This is a genomic window from Rhodococcus sp. NPDC003322, from assembly GCF_053589555.1.
Window position 1 is genome coordinate 811,591 of the sequence record NZ_JBSFSC010000002.1, and the last position, 17,956, is coordinate 829,546.

The window sequence follows — 17,956 nt, forward strand, 5'->3', positions numbered from 1 at the left end:
GACCGGCGGGGTTCCCCGTCGTCAGGGAGTGGTGCGACGGTCCGGCGGGACCAGGCCGCGGGAGTTCAGCTCCTCGAAGACGACGGTCGGATCGGCGCCGAGATCCCAGCGACCGAAGATGATCAGCCGGTCGTCATCGGACCCGGGCGGTCGCACGTCGATCTCGAGCATCGGGACGCGGCGGCCGAGACGCGGGTAGCGGACGATGCGGACCCGGCTCAGCTCGGAGCGGTCGACGTCGAGGCGCCCGCGCAGGCGCTGCATGGTCAGGCCGCGGTTGCCCTCCTGGATCGCGAGCCGCGGCCGCTGCCGCAGGCCCAACGCGGTCACCACGAGCAGGCCGAGCGCGGCCAGGCCGATCAGGAACCGTCCGGCGGGATCCGCGGGCAGCGCGAGGGCGGCCGCCGCCATCGCCACCCCGCCGATCCCCGTGGCGGCCAGCGCCGCCGTCGGGGTGGACCAGGACCGTGGGGGCGTCATTCTCGGCCCCGAGGTGGGTTGTGCACTCGTACTCCCGAAGTTATCCACAGCGGTTATCCACAATGGGGATGAATGACATGTGTGTAATTGGCGGGGAGTGGACGGGTGAAACTGCAGGTCATCGCCACCGCATCGTCATGATCAGGCCGGCGACCATGAATCCGAACCCGATCAGGAAGTTGTATGCACCCAGGTTGTTGATGAACTCGATCTGGTCCCCGGCCAGGTAGTACACGATCAGCCACGCCAGACCGATCAGCATCAGGCCGAGCATCACCGACACGTACAAGGTGCTCGACGGTCCGGCCTTGACCTTCACGGGCGTGCGGTTCGCAGGGCCAACGGTGTAGTCCGTCTTCTTCCGGACCTTCGACTTCGGCATGACGTCCTCGGGTGATTGTGACCAGGGCAGCCGGCCCTGTGGATGAACGGTGTGCGACCGCGGTCGGCGTCGTCTCCGACACCTCCCAGGTAGATTCGAGCCTACGGTAGCGGGATACACGCTAGCCCAGCACCGAACCGCCCGGGGCGGACCTCGACCACTCCGCCGGCGGCGGACCAGATCACCGATGACACTCCGACTGCGCGGGGAAGGCACAGAGATGACCGAAGGCGTCCGCCGGTCGCGGCTCTGGCTGGTGGGCGTGCCGATCGTCTGCCTGGTCGCGGGGTTGCTGTTCGCCACCGCCCGCGAGGTTTCCGCGGGCGACGAGTTGCGGCGCGGAGACACCACCCGACTGTCCGACCTGGTGCGGGCCGCGCAGGGCGACCTCGACCGGGTCACCGCCGACCGGGACGGACTCGTCGCGCAGGTCGACGCGCTGCAGGCCAGCGCCGCCGGCTCCGACACCGGGGTCGCGCAGGTCCTGGACCGGGTGCGCAGCCTCGAGGGCGCGGCGGGGTTGTCCGAGGCCACCGGTGCCGGCGTCACCGTCACCCTCACCGACGCCCCCCGCGACTCCGACGGCAACTATCCCGCCGGAGCCCGGCCCGACGATCTGGTCGTGCACCAGCAGGACGTGCAGTCGGTGCTCAACGCGCTGTGGGCGGGCGGCGCGACCGCCGTCGGCATGCAGGACCAGCGGGTCGTCGCCACCACGGCACCCCGTTGCATCGGCAACACGCTGCTGCTGCACGGTCGTACCTACAGCCCGCCGTATGTGATGACCGCGCTGGGCGACCCCGCCCGGCTCACCGCAGCCCTGGACGCCGAACCGGGCGTGCGGCTGTTCAAGCAGTACGCGGTCCGGTACGGGCTCGGGTTCAGCCAGACCACTTCGGATTCGCTGACCGTCCCCGCCTACGACGGGCAGATGCGCACCAAGTTCGCCCGGTGACCCGGCGTCCCCTTATCCTGACGCCATGCGCATCCTCGTCGTCGACAACTACGACAGCTTCGTCTTCAACCTGGTCCAGTACCTGGGTCAGCTGGGCACGACGGCGACCGTGTGGCGCAACGACGACCCGCGCCTCGACGACCGCGCGGCCGTCGCGGCGGAGTTCGACGGCATCCTCCTGAGCCCCGGTCCCGGCACCCCGCAGCGGGCCGGCGCCAGCATGGACCTGGTCGCGGCCTGCGCGGAGACGGGCACGCCGCTGCTGGGTGTGTGCCTGGGCCACCAGTCGATCGGGGCCGCGTTCGGCGCCACCGTCGACCGGGCACCGGAGCTGCTGCACGGCAAGACCAGCCAGGTCACGCACGACGGCACCGGCGTGCTCGCCGGGCTGCCGAGCCCGTTCACCGCGACCCGGTACCACTCGCTGACCGTGCTGCCCGAGACGATGCCCGAGGAACTGATCCCGACGGCTCACACCGACACCGGCATCGTAATGGCGCTGCGGCATCGGGACCTGCCGATTCACGGCGTCCAGTTCCATCCGGAGTCGGTGCTCACGCAGGGCGGGCACCGGATGCTCGCGAACTGGCTCGAGGTGTGTGGTGAGCGGCCTGCCGAGGCGCTGATCGAGACCCTCGAAGCCGAGATGGCTCGCGCCCTCGGCGACGCCCTCACCCACTCGTGACCTGCGCCCGGGTTCCGTAATGTCACATCGAGTCACTTCAGGCGAGCCAATGTGACATTAGGGAACCCGCCTGCGCTCCCAAAACTCCCGAACGGCCCACCGGTTCAGGTCAACTGAACCGGTGGGCCGTTCGGAAAACCGGGGTGGGGTCAGCGGCCGCCGCTCGGGATGCCGAGCTGACCGATGCCGACGGTGATCGACGCGGTCTTCGACACCTCGGAACCCGAAGGCTGGGTCTGCGAGACCACCTTGCCGACCTGATCCGTTTCCAGGGTGGGCTCCGGACGCTGCACCAGCTGGCTCGACGAGCCGGTCCAGCCGGCCTTGCGGAGCGAGTCGAGGGCCTGCGAGACGGTCAGGTTGCTCAGGTCCGGCATCTGGATCATGTTGCCGTTCGACACCTTGATCGTGACGGTGCTGCCGCGGGAGGCGGTGTCGCCGCCGGTCGGTTCGGTGGACACCACCTGGCCCTTGGGGCGGCCGGAGTCGATGTTCTCGACCTGGACCTTGAAGCCGGCGCCCTCGATGTTCGGCTGGGCCACCTCGAGGGTCTGCCCGACGACGTTCGGCACCCGGACCTGTTCGGGTCCGCTGCCGAGGGTCACCTGGACGGTGCCGTTGAGATCGACCTTCGTGCCGGAGGTCGGCTCCTGCGCGGTGACCTTGTCGAGCTGGTCGGTCGAGGACGGCGCCCGGTCCACGGTCGGGTCCAGCGACAACCCGATCGCGTTCAGCGCCTGCGCGGCCTGCGACTGCGTCATGCCGGTCAGCTTCGGCACCTCCACCTGCTGCGGCCCGGACGAGACGTCGAGGGTCACGACGGTGCCCTCGTCGGCCCGGGAGCCGGCGACGGGAATGGTGGCGATGACGTTGCCGTTGGCGACGACGTCGCTCGGCTTCGGCTGTGTCTGCACCCGGAAGCCGAGGTTCTGCAGTTCGGTCTGTGCGGCCTGCGACGACTGGTTGGTCACGTCGGGGACGGTGACCTGCGCGGCCTTCGACCCGGGGCCGAGCGACCACAGGAACGCGCCGACGATGCCGATCACGGCGAGGGCCGCGATCGCCGCGAGCGTCATCTTCAGGGCCTTGCGGGACCCCTGCTGGGGCTGCGCCGCCGCGGCAGCGGCGGGGGCCGCCGGCGCCGGGTTGGCGGGCGCGGTCGCCGCGTACCGGCCGGAGTTGTTGTCGACGGCGCCGAGGATGGTGGTGCGGTCCTCGTCGTTCATCACCATGGGTGCCGACGGACGCTGCCCGCCGAGCACCCGCACCAGGTCGCCGCGCATCTCGGCGGCGCTCTGGTAACGGTTCGCCGGGTTCTTGCTCATCGCCTTGAGGATCACCGAGTCCAGCTCGCGCGGGATGTCGGGGTTCACCGACGACGGGAGCGCCGGATCCTCGCGGACGTGCTGGTAGGCGACCGCGACCGGGGAGTCGCCCTTGAACGGAGGCTCGCCGGTCAGCACCTCGAACAGCACGCAGCCGAGCGAGTACACGTCGGAGCGGGCGTCGACCTGTTCACCGCGCGCCTGCTCGGGCGAGAGGTACTGCGCGGTGCCGATCACGGCCGCGGTCTGCGTCATCGGGCTGGAGCTGTCCGAGATCGCGCGGGCGATGCCGAAGTCCATGACCTTCACCGCGCCGGAGCGGTTGATCATGATGTTCGCGGGCTTGATGTCGCGGTGCACGATGCCGTTGCGGTGGCTGAAGTCCAGCGCCGCGCACACGTCGGCGATGACCTCCATCGCGCGGCGCGGTGCCATCGGGCCCTCGCTGCGGACGATGTCGCGCAGGGTGACTCCGTCGACGTACTCCATCACGATGTACGGCAGCGGGCCGCCGTCGGTCTCGGCCTCGCCGGTGTCGTAGACGGCGACGATCGCCGGATGGTTCAGCGCCGCCGCGTTCTGCGCCTCCCGGCGGAAGCGCAGGTAGAACGTGGGGTCGCGGGCCAGGTCGGCACGCAGGACCTTGATGGCAACGTCCCTGCTGAGCCGCAGGTCGCGGGCGAGGTGGACCTCGGACATGCCACCGAAGCCGAGAATCTCACCCAGCTCGTAGCGGGAGGAGAGTTTGCGCGGTGTCGTCATGGCTGTCCTTGGGAAGCCGAGGTCGTCGTCTCGGTCGTCGTGGTGGTCGTGGTCGTGGTGGTGGTCGGCGGCTCGGTGGTCGTCGTGGTGGTCCGTTCCGTCGTGGTGGTCGGCGGCTCGGTGGTCGTCGTGGTCCGTTCCGTCGTGCGTTCCGTGGTCCGTTCCGTCGTGCGTTCCGTGGTCGGCTCGGCGGTCCATTCCGTGGTCGGCGGTCGGGTCGTGGTCGGGGCGTGGGTGGTGGTCACCGGGATGCGGGTGGTCGTCGGTGTCGCCGGACTCGACGGTTCACCGCCTCCACCGAACAGCAACATTCCTCCACCGATGAGCAGGGCCAGCAGTACCAACGCGCCGCCGGCCCACGCGAGGGCCTTCTGTCCGCTGGTCAGCCCGGACGGCGGCGGTTCCGCCGCCGGATCGGGCCCAGCATAGGCACCCGTCGACGGGGCCAGCACCTGGGTGGCCGCGGTGGGCGGCGCCACCGCCACCGTCGGCGCACCGGACCCCGGCATCGGTGGTCGGCCACCGGACCGGACGACCGCGACGGCGTCCGCGAACTCGCCGCCGCTGTGGTAGCGCGCCGCCGGGTCCTTCGCCATCGTGATCTCGATCAGTTCACGCACGTTCGGCGGCAGGTCCGCCGGCAGCGGGGCCGGGATCTCCTGCACGTGTTTCATCGCCACGGTCAGCGCGCCGTCGCCACTGAACGGGCGATGCCCGGACAGCGCCTCGTAGCCGACGACGCCGAGCGAGTAGACGTCGCTGGCCGGCGACGCGTCCTGGCCGAGGGCCTGCTCGGGGGCGATGTACTGGGCGGTGCCCATCACCATGCCGGTGCGGGTGACCGGTGACGCCTCGACCGCCTTCGCGATGCCGAAGTCGGTGATCTTCACCTGCCCGGTCGGGGTGATCAGGATGTTGCCGGGCTTGACGTCGCGGTGCACCACCCCGGTGGCGTGTGCGGCCTGCAACGCCCGACCGGTCTGTTCGAGCATGTCGAGGGCGTGCGGCAGCGACAGCCGTCCGACCCGGGCGAGCACCGCGTTGAGCGGTTCCCCGTTGACCAGTTCCATCACCAGGTAGGCGGTTGCGGCGCCGGCGGTGTCGCGGGTCTCGCCGTAGTCGTAGATGCCGGCGATCCCCGGATGGTTCAGCTGGGCGGTGGTGCGGGCCTCGATGCGGAACCGTTCCAGGAACTCCGGGTCGGAGGAGAACTCCGACTTGAGGACCTTGACGGCGACGCGGCGGTGCAGCCGGTTGTCGGTGGCCTCCCACACCTGACCCATGCCGCCGGTGGCGATCAGGCGCAGCAGCCGGTAGCGGTTGGCGATGACACCGCCGTTCTGCAGGCTCATCGTTCCCCCTCCCGCTGCAGGGCGGCACCGATGACGGCGCGGCCGATCGGGGCGGCCACGGAGCCACCGGTCGCGGCCGCACCCCGGTCGCCGCCGTCCTCGACGATCACGGCGATCGCGACCTGCGGGTTCTGGGCCGGCGCGAACGCGATGTACCAGGCGTGGGGCGGGGTGTTCCGCGGGTCGCTGCCGTGTTCGGCGGTGCCCGTCTTGGACGCGATCTGCACGCCCGGGATCTTGTTCCCGCCGCCGGTGTTGTTCTCCGAGCCGATCATCAGGTCGGTGAGGGTGGCCGCGACCTGCGGGGACACCGCCTGCCCCTTGGATTCGGGGGCGGTGGTGGCCAGGTTCGACAGGTCGGGGCTCTGCAGCTGCGCGACCAGGTGCGGCTGCATCCGGACCCCGCCGTTCGCGACGGTTGCGGCGATGACGGCGTTCTCCAGCGGCGTCAGCGCCACGTCCCGCTGGCCGATGCTGGACTGGCCGAGCGCGGCGTCGTCCGGGATGGTGCCGATGGTGCCGTCCGCGACGGGGAGCGGGATCCCGGGCGAGTCCGGGCTGATCCCGAACGCGGTGGCCCGTTCCTTGAGGGCGTCGGCGCCGTTCCGGATGCCGAGTTCGACGAACGCGGTGTTGCAGGAGCGGGCGAACGCCTCCCGCAGCGACGCGGTCGGGCCGGACCCGCAGGTGGTGCCGTTGTAGTTCTCCAGGGTGGTCGTCGTCCCCGGCAGGGTGATGGTCGGCGCGGCGGTCAGCTGCTCGTCCGGGTTCGCGCCGTTCGTCAGCGCGGCCGCGGTGACGACCACCTTGAACGTCGAGCCGGGCGGGTAGGTCTGCGAGATCGCGCGGTTGAGCAGCGGCTTGTCGGGGTCGGCGTTGAGCTCCTCCCACGCCTGGGTGCTGACCTTGCCGTCGTGGCTGGCCAGCAGGTTCGGGTCGTAGCTGGGGGTGCTGACCATCGAGAGGATCTCGCCGGTGCTCGGGCGGATCGCGACGACGGATCCCGTGTAGCCCTTCGCGGTCAGCTGGTCGTACGCGACCTGCTGGACGACGGGGTCGATGGTGGACACGACGTTGCCGCCGCGCGGATCCCGCCCGGAGACGAGGTCGAAGAAGCGGCGTCCGAACAGCCGGTTGTCGGAGCCGTTGAGCACCGCGTCCTCGGAGCGCTCGAGGCCGGTGTTGCCGTAGAGCATCGAGTAGAAGCCGGTGACGGGGGCGTTCGCGAACGGGCTCGACGGGGCCGTCGGGTTCGGCGGGTAGGTGCGCAGGTACTTGTACCGGTCGTCGGTGGGGACCGACGCGGCCAGCACCTGACCCCCGGCGGAGATCTGCCCGCGCTGGCGGGAGTACTCGTCGAGCAGCACCCGCGAGTTCCGCGGGTCGGTGCGCAGGTCGTCGGCCTTGATGACCTGGACGTAGGTGGCGTTGGCGAGCAGGGCGACGACCATCACCATCACGGCCATCGCGACGCGGCGCAGCGGAGTGTTCATGTGCGCCTCAACATTTCCGTCGGTGCGTCCGCGATGGGTGCGGGTCCCTTCTTCTTCGGCTCGGGTGGGGTGCGGGCGGCGTCGGAGATCTTCATCAGCAACGCCAGCAGCAGGTAGTTCGCCAGCAGCGAGGAGCCGCCGTACGACATGAACGGGGTGGTCAGGCCGGTCAGCGGGATCAGTTTGGTGACGCCGCCGACGACCACGAACAGCTGGATCGCGATCGTGAACGACAGGCCCGCGGCGAGCAGTTTGCCGAAGCTGTCCCGGACCGCCAGCGCGGTGCGCAGACCGCGGATGACGAAGATCAGGAACAGCATCAGCACCGCGGCGAGCCCGATCAGACCGAGTTCCTCACCGATGGTGGCGACGATGAAGTCGGTCTTCGCGAACGGGACCTGCGACGGGCGGCCGCTGCCCAGTCCGGTGCCGGCGAGCCCACCGGTCGCGAGGCCGAACAGCGACTGGGAGATCTGGTAGCCGGTGTTGTTGTAGTCGGCGAGCGGGTCGAGCCAGGTGTTCACCCGGACCCGCACGTGCCCGAACATCTGGTAGGCGAGCACGAACCCGAGTGCAAGCAGGCCGCCGCCGATGACGAGCCAGCCGGCCCGTTCGGTGGCGACGTACAGCATCACCAGCACCGTGCTGAACAGCAGCAGCGAGGTGCCCAGGTCCTTCTCGAGCACCAGCACGCCGATCGAGACGACCCACGCGACCAGGATCGGGCCGAGGTCGCGGGCGCGCGGCAGGTCCAGGCCGAACACGTGCTTGCCCGCGGTGGTGAACAGTTCGCGCTTGGACACCAGCACCGACGCGAAGAAGATGATCAGCAGGATCTTCGCGAACTCGCCGGGCTGAATGCTGAAGAACGGCAGCTTGATCCAGATCTTCGCGCCGTTCACCTCGGACATCGACGACGGCAGCAGCGCGGGGATCGCCAGCAGCACCAGACCGGCCAGGCCGAGGGTGTAGCTGTACCGCGCGAGCAGTCGGTAGTCGCGCAGGAGCACCAGTACGGCGATGAACCCGGCGATGGCCAGCGCCGTCCACAGCACCTGCTGGGTGGCGTCGGGGGAGGGAGGCTCCCGGCCGAAGTAGGCGGCGGTCGAGGCGTCCGCCAGGTCGAGGCGGTGAATGAGCACCAGGCCGAGACCGTTGAGCAGCGCGACGATCGGCAGCAGCAGCGGGTCGGCGTGCGGCGCGAACCGGCGCACGGCCGCGTGCGCGATCAGGAACAGCGCCGCGTACGCGAGCGCGTACTTCGCCAGGTCCCAGGTGATGGCCTGTTCCTGGCTCGCCTCCACCAGCACCAGCGAAAGCGTGGTGATGGCGATGGCGGCGCAGATCAGCAGCAGTTCCGCGCCGCGGCGGTTGGACTGCTGGGGGGCGGGGGCGAACCCTCCCGGAGGACTCGGGAAGGAGGCGCCCGAGGGTGCCGAGGACACGGACATCAGCTACCGGTCCTGCAATTCTGTCCCGGAACCTGGGGCAGCGTCGTCTCTGTGGTCGCGGCAGGCGGGGTCGGTTCGGCCGTGGGAGCCGGTGCCGGTGCCGGGGGCGCGGCCGGCGGGGCCCCGGGTTCCGGGACCGGTGTGGGGGCCGGGGCGGGGGTCGGCGTCGGCTGCGCGGTGGTGGTGGGCTCGGGTGTGCACACCGGCAGCAGGTCGCCGTCGGTGAGCCGGTGCATCTGGTCCTTCGCGTCGTCGAGCGACCCGGACGGCAACCCGGCCCGGACCTGCTCCCGCGCGGACGGCTGCAGGTCGTCGACGGTGAGGATCGTGCACGAGGTGGGCGTGATCTCGGGCGCGACCAGCGTCAGGTCGCCCGTGTCGGTGACGCAGCCGAGGAGGTTGACGTCCTGCAGTGAGTAGCCGAGCACCGAGCCGGGCACACCGCGCAGCACGGCGACGCGGCCGTCGTCGGCGCCGACGTAGTAGTTGTGCCGGATCAGCATCCGGCCGACGACCACCCCCACGGCGAGGACCACGACGAGGCCGAGGGCCAGCAGGATCCAGCGCAGCCGGTGACGTTTCTTCGGTTCGGGTTCGGCGACGGCCACCCGGCGGGGCGTGGCCCGCGGCGGACGCATCGCGGCGGCCCGGCCCGCGGCGGTGTCCGGCGGCGGGGTGTCCTCCTCCTCGTCGGAGGCGGCACCGCCGACGATGGGCCGGCTCGGGCCGTAGTCGAGGTCGATGACGTCGGCGACGACGACGGTCACGTTGTCGGGTCCGCCGCTGCGCAGGGCCAGTTCGATGAGCCGGTCCGCGGATTCGGCCGGGGTGCCGCCGCGCAGGACGTCGGCGATGGTCTCGTCGCTGACGACGTCGGACAGTCCGTCGGAGCACAGCAGGTAGCGGTCCCCTGCGCGGGCCTCGCGCACGGTCAGCGTCGGTTCGATCTCGTTGCCGGTCAACGCCCGCATGATCAGCGACCGCTGCGGATGGGTGTGCGCCTGTTCGGCGGTGATCCGGCCCTCGTCGACGAGGGACTGCACGAAGGTGTCGTCCCGGGTGATTTGTGTGAGCACGTCGTCGCGGAGCAGGTAGGCGCGGGAGTCGCCGATGTGCACCAGGCCGAGCTTGCTGCCCGCGAACAGGATCGCGGTCAGGGTGGTGCCCATGCCGTCGAGTTCCGGCTCGTCCTCGACCTGTTCGGCGATGGCGGCGTTGCCGTGCCGGGTCGCGGCTTCGAGCTTGCCGAGCAGGTCGTCGCCGGGCTCGTCGTCGTCGAGGTGCGCCAGGGCGGCAATCATCAACTGCGACGCGACTTCACCGGCGGCGTGGCCGCCCATCCCGTCGGCGAGCGCGAGCAGCCGCGCACCGGCGTAGACGGAATCCTCGTTGTTGGACCGCACGAGGCCGCGGTCGCTGCGCGCTGCGTAGCGCAGGACGAGGGTCACGGGCGGAGCTCGATCACGGTCTTACCGACCCGGACCGGGGTGCCCAACGGCACCCGAACGGCGGTGGTGACGCGCGCCCGGTCGAGGTAGGTGCCGTTCGTTGAGCCGAGATCCTCCACGTACCAATCTGTTCCGCGGGGCGACAGGCGTGCGTGCCGGGTCGAGGCGTAGTCGTCGGTGAGGACCAGGGTGGAGTCGTCGGCGCGGCCGATGAGGACCGGCTGGGTGCCCAGGGTGATCCGGGTGCCGGCGAGCGCTCCCTGTGTCACGATGAGGTTCTTGGCGACCTTCGGTTTGCCGAACGAGGGCAGCACCGAGGAGCTGCGGTTGTATCGGGGCGGAACCCGGACGCCGGCGGCGGCGTAGACGTCACTGCGCAGGGTGCGGAGCACCGCCCACACGAACAGCCACAGGAGCAGCAGGAAACCGGCCCTGGTCAACTGCAGGATGAGTCCCTGCACAGCGGTCCACCTCCTCCTCGTTCGCGGCATCGTGCCGACAGCGTCGTATTGCGATGCGGCGATCGTCGCTCGCACCGGGGAACGCCCACACCACAATACGGAACTCCGTCGGACTTCCGTCGGTTAGTGGCTGGCCTGTCGGTTTGGGTAACTCTCTGGTAACTAGACGATGCGTACCAGGATCTCGGAGTGGCCGGCGCGGATGACGTCGCCGTCGGCGAGCTGCCAGTCCTGCACGGGGGCGCCGTTGACGGTGGTGCCGTTGGTGGAGCCGAGATCGGACAGCATCGCGACCTGGCCGTCCCAGCGGATCTCGATGTGCCTGCGGGACACGCCGGTGTCCGGCAGCCGGAACTGGGCCTCCTGACCGCGGCCGATCACGTTGCGGCCCTCGCGCAGCTGGAAGTTGCGTCCGCTGCCGTCCTCGAGCTGCAGGGTGGCGGTGAAGGTGCGGTTCTGGTCGTAGCTCGGGTACTCGGCACCGTAGGCCTGGCCGCCGTACTGCGGCTGCTGCTGGCCGTAGCCCTGCTGCTGGCCGTAGCCCTGCTGCTGGCCGTACGCCGGGTATTCGGTGCTGGGCGGGTAGGGGTTGGCGTAGTCCGCCTGCGCGTAGTCGGCCTGGGCGTAGTCGGGCTGCTGCTGGCCGTACGCGGGGTAGTCCGGGTTCGGCGGGTACGGGTTGGCGTAGTCCGCCTGCGCGTAGTCGGCCTGGGCGTAGTCCGTCTGCTGCTGGCCGTACGCCGGGTAGTCCGGGTTCGGCGGGTACGGGTTGGCCGGGTAGTCCGACTGCGCGGCGTAGTCGCTGCTCGGCGGGTAGGGGTTGGCGTAGTCCGTCTGCGGGTACGGGTTGGCCGGGTACTCGGAGCCGTTCTGACGGGCACCGCCCTGCGCGTAGCCGTTGCGGGGCTGGTCGTAGCCGCCGCCGGCCGCCGAGTAGCTCGGGTAGGCGTTGCCGTTCTGGGCGCTGACCGGGCGGTCCTGCGGGTACCGACCCTCGTCGGCGGGTTCGCGCGAGGGATCGAAACCTGAGTTCTGGGTCATCTGGCCAGCTCCTGAGTTCATGGGTGCGGAGGGTCGTGCGTTCGCGGGCGGTAAGGGTACTTGCCGATTCGGTTGCGGGGGCGGTGTTGCACCCACATCCGGATCCACTGCACCGCTGGTCCGGAACTGACCGGTGTGGAGTGTGGGCGACGCCTCGAACCGAACGGAGATCGGGCCGTAGGTCTGCCACCCCTGATCGCGGATGAAGTCCTCAAGGTGTCGGGAGAACGCCTTGACTGTCAAGTCCCTGTCGGATGAAAGTTCTTCGTGATCGGACTCGTTGATCGTGATCACGTAGGAGTTGGGGGCCAACGTGTGCCCGCCGTCCAGTCGCTGCAGACCGTCGACGGCCTCGCGCTGTAGTGCGGACTCGACCTCCTGGGGAACGACACCTCCGCCGAACACCCGGGCCAGCCCGTCGCCGACGGCGCCCTGAAGTCTTCTTTCGAAGCGCTGGACGATACCCACGCCGCCTCCTCTCGACCCTCTCCGCGTGTCGCGGTCAGTCTCGACCGCATCTGCATGATATCTGCGTCGGCGAACATAGGCTCCGGGGGTGATCATCATCGCAGGTCAGGGGGGCGAATCGTCGTTTCCGGGGTGCCCGTGCTAGTGTTTCCAGCGTCGCTCGGGCGAGTGGCGGAATGGCAGACGCGCTGGCTTCAGGTGCCAGTGTCCTTCGGGACGTGGGGGTTCAAGTCCCCCTTCGCCCACAGAGAGCAGTTCCACGAACTGCGCAGAACGAGGTCACGAACCCAGTCGGGTTCGTGACCTCGTTTTCGTTGGCGGGTGGCCATGCATCCAGAGGGCGGTTCGTCATTGCGCGGTGGTATCCGCGACCGCTGATCGACCACCACGTGGTCGGGATGATTCTGATCAGCAGTGCCCCGCACGCAGGTTGGCGGGCCACCTTCGCGCATTACGGTCGCAGCCACTCCATCCCGGGTGTCGACGAGGCGGCGGCCCGCTACACCGCGCAACCCGACGACCGGACCCTGCGCGAGCTCACCCTCGCCTCCGCCCCCTGGAACTTCACACCCGCATCGTTGGCCGCGGGCCGCGCTCTGCTCGAGACCCCGCCCTACAACCACGCTGCGGAGGCCTGGGCCGACACCCAGTTCGACGACACCCACCGGGCCCGTTGGGCATCGCACAGCCTTCCGACGCTCATCGTCAGCGGTGCCGAGGACCGCGTCGTCGACCAACACCTGTGGTGCGGCGAACCGGGTTTTCGCCGCCCGAACATCACGCACCGCCGGATCGACCGGGCCGGCCACTTCCCGTGGCTCGACAACCCGGACGCAGTCGGCGCCGCCTTCGCGGAACCGATCGACCTGCTCGACCCCCAGCAGCACCCCAGCGGGATGAGGCAAGTCCAATGGGCTCGGCCGTGAACTCGACTGTGCACACGGCCTTTGCGGCACGCACAGGGTGATTCGACGCACGAAACCCCTGTGCACGCCAGAAGAGCTATGTGCACAGGGGTTTTGCGACCGGCGTCTAGAGCGTGCCGTTCTCGATGTCGCGCTTCATGGCCTGCTGGTTCTCGATGTGCGACGACACGCCGTTCTTCACGGTGTAGTCGATCAGCATCGCCGGCGCCGAGAACGTCAGGTGCTCGGTGACCGTGGTCGCGCCGCCGTCCTCGGCGAAGGTGACCTCCTGGTGGGTGATCACGCCGGGCGCGTCCCAGGTGTCGGTGCTGTACCAGTGATCGGCGGCGTACGTCCGCTGCTGCCCGACGGTGCGTCCCGGGATCGACACCGAGCCGGCCGGGATGTCCTCGAGGGCGATGAACTCCCAGACCTCGGCACCGTCGTCGGTGTACTTGCGGCGGTCGAGGACCTCGCGCAGGAAGGGATGCCGACCGATGCCGTTGGTGAAGTTCGAATACACCGGGAACACCCGATCGATGGGTGCGTCGATGGTGACCGGCAGGGTGACGTTCACGGTCGCCAGTGCCGAGTCGGGCAAGCTCTTCTCGAACTCGTATGCCGCCCACGAGGCTTCCCATTCCACGTCCAGCGCGGAAGACGAACTCGACATGTCCTCGGCCCCTGCAACTCCCGTGCTCCCCAGCACGATCCCGGTAGCGAGCAGGCAGGCCGCGAGTGGCGTGTATTTCGAGCCCCGGGCTCGCCCGACACCGACCCGCTCAGGACCTTCGACCATCGTGTTTCCTCACCCCGTCGATACCGTTGTTGCCACCGTTCGGCGACCGGGCGGATGTTACGCCGCCCGCACCAGCGATCGACCTCGAATGGGATCAGATTCTGCGCGCCTGCATGCCGTCAGGAGTCGAACTCGGCCGCGCTCTCCCGGGCCCGCGTCAGCTGCGTGTCCGCGTGCCGGGCCGCCTTCTCTGCGGTGCGGAGGGTTGAGTCGGCGAACCGCGACTCGTGCTCGGCCCGCGACAGCTCTTCCCGTAGCTCTTGCACTTTCCGATTCGCCGCCTTCGCCCGTTCTGCCGCCGCCTCGAGCTCCGAATTCGCCTCGCGTGCCGCCTCTTCGTCCTGGGCAACTCGGTCGATGGCCGCACTGCGAGCGGCTTCGAGGGCCTCACGTCGCTCCGCGTCGCGTGCTTCATCCCGTGTCGGTCGATCGTCGGCCTTGGTGGTGTGCTTCGCGGGCCGAGGGGCCGGCTCCGGCTCGGTTTCGGCCGTCGTCGGTTCCGTTGGTGTGGGTACCGCAGCGATCAATGCGGGCCCGAAACCGCTGTAGGACACCGCACCGAGCATCCGTCCGCTCCGCAGATCGGCGCCGATCTCGGGGTCGGCGAGGGCCGCCGACAGCGACTGCCCGACCTCGCGCAGCACGGTCTCGGTCAGCTCGCGGCCGCGCTCCCTGGCCGCGGCGGCCGCGCGGTCCGTCAGTGCCGACAGCACCGCCGCACGCTGGGCCGTCAGCGAGCGCAACTCCTCACCGCGCAACGCCTGCTGCGCCGCGCGCAGCGTGGAGCCGAGATCGAGCAGGCGAGCGACGTCCTCCGGGTGATCCCGGACGAGCAGGTTGAGCGCCCACCCGGTCGTGGTGGGTTTGCGCAGGCCCGCCAGTTCCTTCGCCAGAGCCTTGTCACCCTCGGCCTTGGCGCTCGCCACTGCGGCGCCTCGAGCAGCGACGAACTCGGACGGCTCGACCCCGTAGAGTTCGTCGGCGGTGCTGTCGAAGTCCACACGTAGATCTTGGCACCGCGATCTCACGGCTGACCAGGGATTGCCGGGAGCCGTGCCGCGGAGTCATCGATCACCCTGCGGCGTCAGCGCTTCGCGCGCGGGTGACGAGTGGGCCGTTGCCGCCGTGGTTTCATCAACAAGTGCAACGACCGATTACAACGGTCACCCGGGGGGTACTGGCGGTTGCCTGCGTGGCCATGCTGGCTGCGTGCGGCACGGACTCGACCTCCGCGGAGACCGCAACCACAATGACCACGACGCCGAATTCCACTGTCACACAGCCGCCGTCGGATCCCGTTGTCGACGTCGATCCCGCCCTGTACGACAGCGGATCCGGGCGGTACCGCTTCCACGTCGCCGGATCCCCCAGGCGGGAATGTGTGATCGTCCAGGGCTCGTCCGGCGCCGGAACCTCGGTGTACTGCTCGGTGACCTTTCCCGACGGAACCCCCGACGTCACTGCTGCGCCGTTCAGCGGGCCCCCGAACACGGTGGTGCTCACCGGGCAGGGCTCATATCCCACGATCACCGAGGGCGGCCCGCCCGGGGCCGCGCTGCTCGCGGTGAATTCGCGCCTGACCGTCGACGACGCGACCTGTACCGCCGTCCCAGGGGGATTCGACTGCACTGTCGGCCCGAGCGCGGCGCGATTCGTCGACGGAAAGTTGACCCTGACCGGTCCGCAGGTGTCGAGCCCGGCGGCTCCTCCGAGCGCACCCACCTCGACTGCTCCCGTCACCACGGCATTCGCACCGATGGACCACTACACCGACGGCACGACCCCGGCGGCGCCCGGATCCCTGTGTGGGGCAGCGACCGGTCGGCGATTGGTGACGGTCGTGACCGGAGCGATCTCCTGCGCCGACGCACTGGACGTGCTCGACACCTATCGCGGGCTTCCGCCCGGGGACTACGGCAATGCGAACATCCGCGAGTTCGACGGCTGGACCTGTGCGAGCCCGACGGCCGCGCGGTCACGCGAGGTGGGGTACGGAACGCAGTGCACGAAGGGGGACATCGAGTTGACCACTCCGCTCGGCGGCTCCTGACCCGAGGCCCGACCGATCGACGAGAGGCACTGGTGATGGATGGATTTCGCCACCGGACTGCCCGCGCCGCCGAGCGGCTCAGGCGAACAGCGGGTCGGCGCGGGCGATCGTCGTGACCCGGGTGGTGACGTCGATCGTGATCACCGGCCGCCGTGCCGCGAGCTCGCGCAGCGCGGCGACGGTGCCTCCGCCGGGAATGCGCGGATCTCGCACGGCGATGACCACGTCCGCGTCGGAGAGCATCAGCGCGTTGTGGGCGCGGAAGACCTGCTTGTCCGGGCGGCCCCCCCACCATCACCCGGCGCCTCGCGATCGCCAGCATCCGCTGGTGTTCGGCGACCTGCTCGGGTGGCCGGCCGACGGTCTGCTCCGGGTGGGGCTGGTACGCCCACAGCGACAGGCCGGCCTCGGTGGCGGCGTCGGCCCACCACAGGTCCGCGCCGGTTGCGAAGCCGCTGATCGCGATCTGCGTGCCATGGTCGGCGGCGAGTTTGACTGCGAGACGGGACAACTCGCCCTGCACCCACTCGGCCGTGCCGGGCTCCCGCAGCAGGTGGTCGCGGTGCCCGGTCACCGCGGCGCGGACCCACCGGTCCGTGGCATCGCCCCGGGCGACGGCGCGTTGCCGCATCCAGGTGCGGCCGAGCTCATTTCGGCCGATCGGAGTCTTGTAGCCCCGGTCGCGGTTTCGGCCCCACAGCTTGTCGGGTCCGGCGGCGACGAGCAGTGCGTCACCGGTCGCCGCGAGGGTGGCCGCGACGACGAGGTCGTCGGTCATGGCGGCGACGATCTCGCGGAGCACCGTGAACCGGGCGGTCGGCCAGTCGTCGCGGCGGACGGCGCCGGTGCCGATGCGGTGCGCGGCCGCGCTGCTGGTGTCGGGGTCGGCGATGCGGTCCCAGGCGATCGTCGACGTGGTGTGGGAGGCAGCGAACGCGTGCTCGGGGGTCGGCCAGGTGCGGCCCGCCCACTCGATCGGCACCGGCCGGCGCAGGTGCAGCGGCCAGTCCGGGTGCGCGCCGAGCTCGACGACGTCGAGCGCCGTCAACGCATCGGGTGTCGTCTTGCTCGTCACTGCGGCTCCGTGGTGGTGGTCAACGACTACCAGAATGGGGGATGGTGTTCGTCCTCGTCGAGGCGGACTGCGCTTTCGCCGGGCCTTCGCACTGCCCTGTTCCGGGTGCCGACGAGCATCGGTCTGTGGAAAACTCGGCCCTCAGGGGAGATTGCGACAACGGGGGTGGATGCGGTGGATCGGAACGGCATGGACGTGAGGGGCCACATCCGGGCCGAGCGGGACGAACTGGTCGCGTTGTTGCGGACGCTCGGTCCCGATCAGTGGTCGACGCAGTCGCTGTGCGGACGGTGGTCGGTGCGTGACGTCGCCACGCACCTGTCGATGGACTCGGTCACCATGCCTCGCTATTTCCTTGCGGCACTGCGTAATCGATCGTCCGATCGCGTCAACGAGTCCTACGTCGCCACCCACGGCGACGTGGCGACCGATGCCCTCGTCGAGCAGCTTGCGGGTTCGGCGGTTTCGAGTTGGTTCGCCCGGTACGCGCCGCGCCTGACCCTCGCCGATCACGTCGTGCACCAGCAGGACATCCGGCGCCCGCTCGGACTCCCGCGAACGATCGACCCGGAGCGGCTGCGCCTGGTCCTCGAGCGACCCGATCCGTTCGTCCGGCCCCGCCGGTTCACCCGCGGCCTGCGGTTCGCCGCGACCGACCTCGCGTGGGCGAGCGGCAGCGGGCCCGAGGTCCGTGGGCAGGCGGAGGCACTGGCACTGGTGATGGTCGGCAGGGCGTCGGTGCTCGACGAGTTGGAGGGCGACGGAGTCGGGCTCCTGCGGGCACGCATGTCGCCCGGACACGATTCGGCGTCCGGCCGGTAACC

17 protein-coding genes and 1 tRNA gene are annotated in these 17,956 nt (G+C 70.0%); 6 read left to right on the forward strand and 12 right to left on the reverse strand.

Annotation, left to right across the window (positions count from 1 at the left end; all coding sequences use genetic code 11):
- Positions 1–21: 21 nt before the first annotated feature.
- The gene (locus tag ACWDUM_RS10065) at positions 22–480 is read right to left on the reverse strand and encodes a PH domain-containing protein (protein ID WP_450113883.1); all 459 of its coding nucleotides are present in this window, start codon (positions 478–480) and stop codon (positions 22–24) included.
- Positions 481–598: 118 nt separating this feature from the next.
- On the reverse strand, positions 599–862 hold the full coding sequence (crgA, locus tag ACWDUM_RS10070; RefSeq protein ID WP_450113884.1) for a cell division protein CrgA: 264 nt from the start codon (positions 860–862) through the stop codon (positions 599–601).
- A gap of 220 nt (positions 863–1,082) precedes the next feature.
- Here crgA and ACWDUM_RS10075 point away from each other — a divergent pair, with 220 nt between their 5' ends.
- Complete coding sequence (locus tag ACWDUM_RS10075) at positions 1,083–1,817, forward strand: DUF881 domain-containing protein (protein WP_450113885.1); 735 nt, start codon at positions 1,083–1,085, stop codon at positions 1,815–1,817.
- 25 nt (positions 1,818–1,842) lie between these two features.
- Positions 1,843–2,502 (forward strand): aminodeoxychorismate/anthranilate synthase component II, encoded by a 660-nt coding sequence (locus ACWDUM_RS10080; protein WP_450113886.1) that lies wholly within the window; start codon positions 1,843–1,845, stop codon positions 2,500–2,502.
- A 149-nt stretch (positions 2,503–2,651) separates the two neighbouring features.
- On the opposite strand, the gene pknB is transcribed toward ACWDUM_RS10080, so the two are convergent.
- The 7 genes from pknB to ACWDUM_RS10115 form a co-directional block, all read right to left on the reverse strand.
- Entirely contained in the window at positions 2,652–4,589 is a 1,938-nt protein-coding gene (pknB, locus tag ACWDUM_RS10085; RefSeq protein WP_450133850.1) for a Stk1 family PASTA domain-containing Ser/Thr kinase, read from the reverse strand.
- Positions 4,586–5,941: a serine/threonine-protein kinase gene (locus ACWDUM_RS10090; protein WP_450133851.1), complete on the reverse strand. Its 1,356-nt coding sequence runs from the start codon at positions 5,939–5,941 to the stop codon at positions 4,586–4,588. The genes pknB and ACWDUM_RS10090 overlap by 4 nt, the downstream gene beginning before the upstream one ends.
- Positions 5,938–7,434: a peptidoglycan D,D-transpeptidase FtsI family protein gene (locus ACWDUM_RS10095; RefSeq protein WP_450113889.1), complete on the reverse strand. Its 1,497-nt coding sequence runs from the start codon at positions 7,432–7,434 to the stop codon at positions 5,938–5,940. The genes ACWDUM_RS10090 and ACWDUM_RS10095 overlap by 4 nt, the downstream gene beginning before the upstream one ends.
- Positions 7,431–8,885 (reverse strand): FtsW/RodA/SpoVE family cell cycle protein, encoded by a 1,455-nt coding sequence (locus ACWDUM_RS10100; RefSeq protein ID WP_450113890.1) that lies wholly within the window; start codon positions 8,883–8,885, stop codon positions 7,431–7,433. The genes ACWDUM_RS10095 and ACWDUM_RS10100 overlap by 4 nt, the downstream gene beginning before the upstream one ends.
- Entirely contained in the window at positions 8,885–10,333 is a 1,449-nt protein-coding gene (locus tag ACWDUM_RS10105; protein WP_450113891.1) for a PP2C family protein-serine/threonine phosphatase, read from the reverse strand. The genes ACWDUM_RS10100 and ACWDUM_RS10105 overlap by 1 nt, the downstream gene beginning before the upstream one ends.
- Entirely contained in the window at positions 10,330–10,794 is a 465-nt protein-coding gene (locus ACWDUM_RS10110) for an FHA domain-containing protein FhaB/FipA (protein WP_450113892.1), read from the reverse strand. Before ACWDUM_RS10110 ends, ACWDUM_RS10105 begins: the two co-directional genes overlap by 4 nt.
- Positions 10,795–10,956: 162 nt before the next feature.
- Positions 10,957–12,303, reverse strand: coding sequence for an FhaA domain-containing protein (locus tag ACWDUM_RS10115; RefSeq protein ID WP_450133852.1), 1,347 nt, complete (start codon positions 12,301–12,303; stop codon positions 10,957–10,959).
- A 162-nt stretch (positions 12,304–12,465) separates the two neighbouring features.
- Between ACWDUM_RS10115 and ACWDUM_RS10120 the strand changes: the two genes are divergently transcribed.
- Together ACWDUM_RS10120 and ACWDUM_RS10125 are read left to right on the forward strand one after the other, a co-directional pair.
- Positions 12,466–12,548, forward strand: a tRNA-Leu gene (locus tag ACWDUM_RS10120).
- A gap of 153 nt (positions 12,549–12,701) precedes the next feature.
- Positions 12,702–13,229: an alpha/beta fold hydrolase gene (locus ACWDUM_RS10125; protein WP_450133853.1), complete on the forward strand. Its 528-nt coding sequence runs from the start codon at positions 12,702–12,704 to the stop codon at positions 13,227–13,229.
- Between the two features lie 106 nt (positions 13,230–13,335).
- On the opposite strand, the gene ACWDUM_RS10130 is transcribed toward ACWDUM_RS10125, so the two are convergent.
- The gene (locus tag ACWDUM_RS10130) at positions 13,336–13,881 is read right to left on the reverse strand and encodes a hypothetical protein (RefSeq protein ID WP_450133854.1); all 546 of its coding nucleotides are present in this window, start codon (positions 13,879–13,881) and stop codon (positions 13,336–13,338) included.
- Positions 13,882–14,126: 245 nt separating this feature from the next.
- Complete coding sequence (locus ACWDUM_RS10135) at positions 14,127–15,008, reverse strand: hypothetical protein (RefSeq protein WP_450133855.1); 882 nt, start codon at positions 15,006–15,008, stop codon at positions 14,127–14,129.
- Between the two features lie 248 nt (positions 15,009–15,256).
- Between ACWDUM_RS10135 and ACWDUM_RS10140 the strand changes: the two genes are divergently transcribed.
- Positions 15,257–16,057, forward strand: coding sequence for a hypothetical protein (locus ACWDUM_RS10140; protein ID WP_450133856.1), 801 nt, complete (start codon positions 15,257–15,259; stop codon positions 16,055–16,057).
- A 78-nt stretch (positions 16,058–16,135) separates the two neighbouring features.
- Here the strand turns inward: ACWDUM_RS10140 and ACWDUM_RS10145 are convergent, their stop codons facing one another.
- The gene (locus ACWDUM_RS10145; protein ID WP_450133857.1) at positions 16,136–16,300 is read right to left on the reverse strand and encodes a hypothetical protein; all 165 of its coding nucleotides are present in this window, start codon (positions 16,298–16,300) and stop codon (positions 16,136–16,138) included.
- A gap of 1,021 nt (positions 16,301–17,321) precedes the next feature.
- On the opposite strand from ACWDUM_RS10145, the gene ACWDUM_RS10150 reads away from it, so the two are divergent.
- On the forward strand, positions 17,322–17,954 hold the full coding sequence (locus ACWDUM_RS10150) for a maleylpyruvate isomerase family mycothiol-dependent enzyme (RefSeq protein WP_450133858.1): 633 nt from the start codon (positions 17,322–17,324) through the stop codon (positions 17,952–17,954).
- Positions 17,955–17,956: the final 2 nt, after the last annotated feature.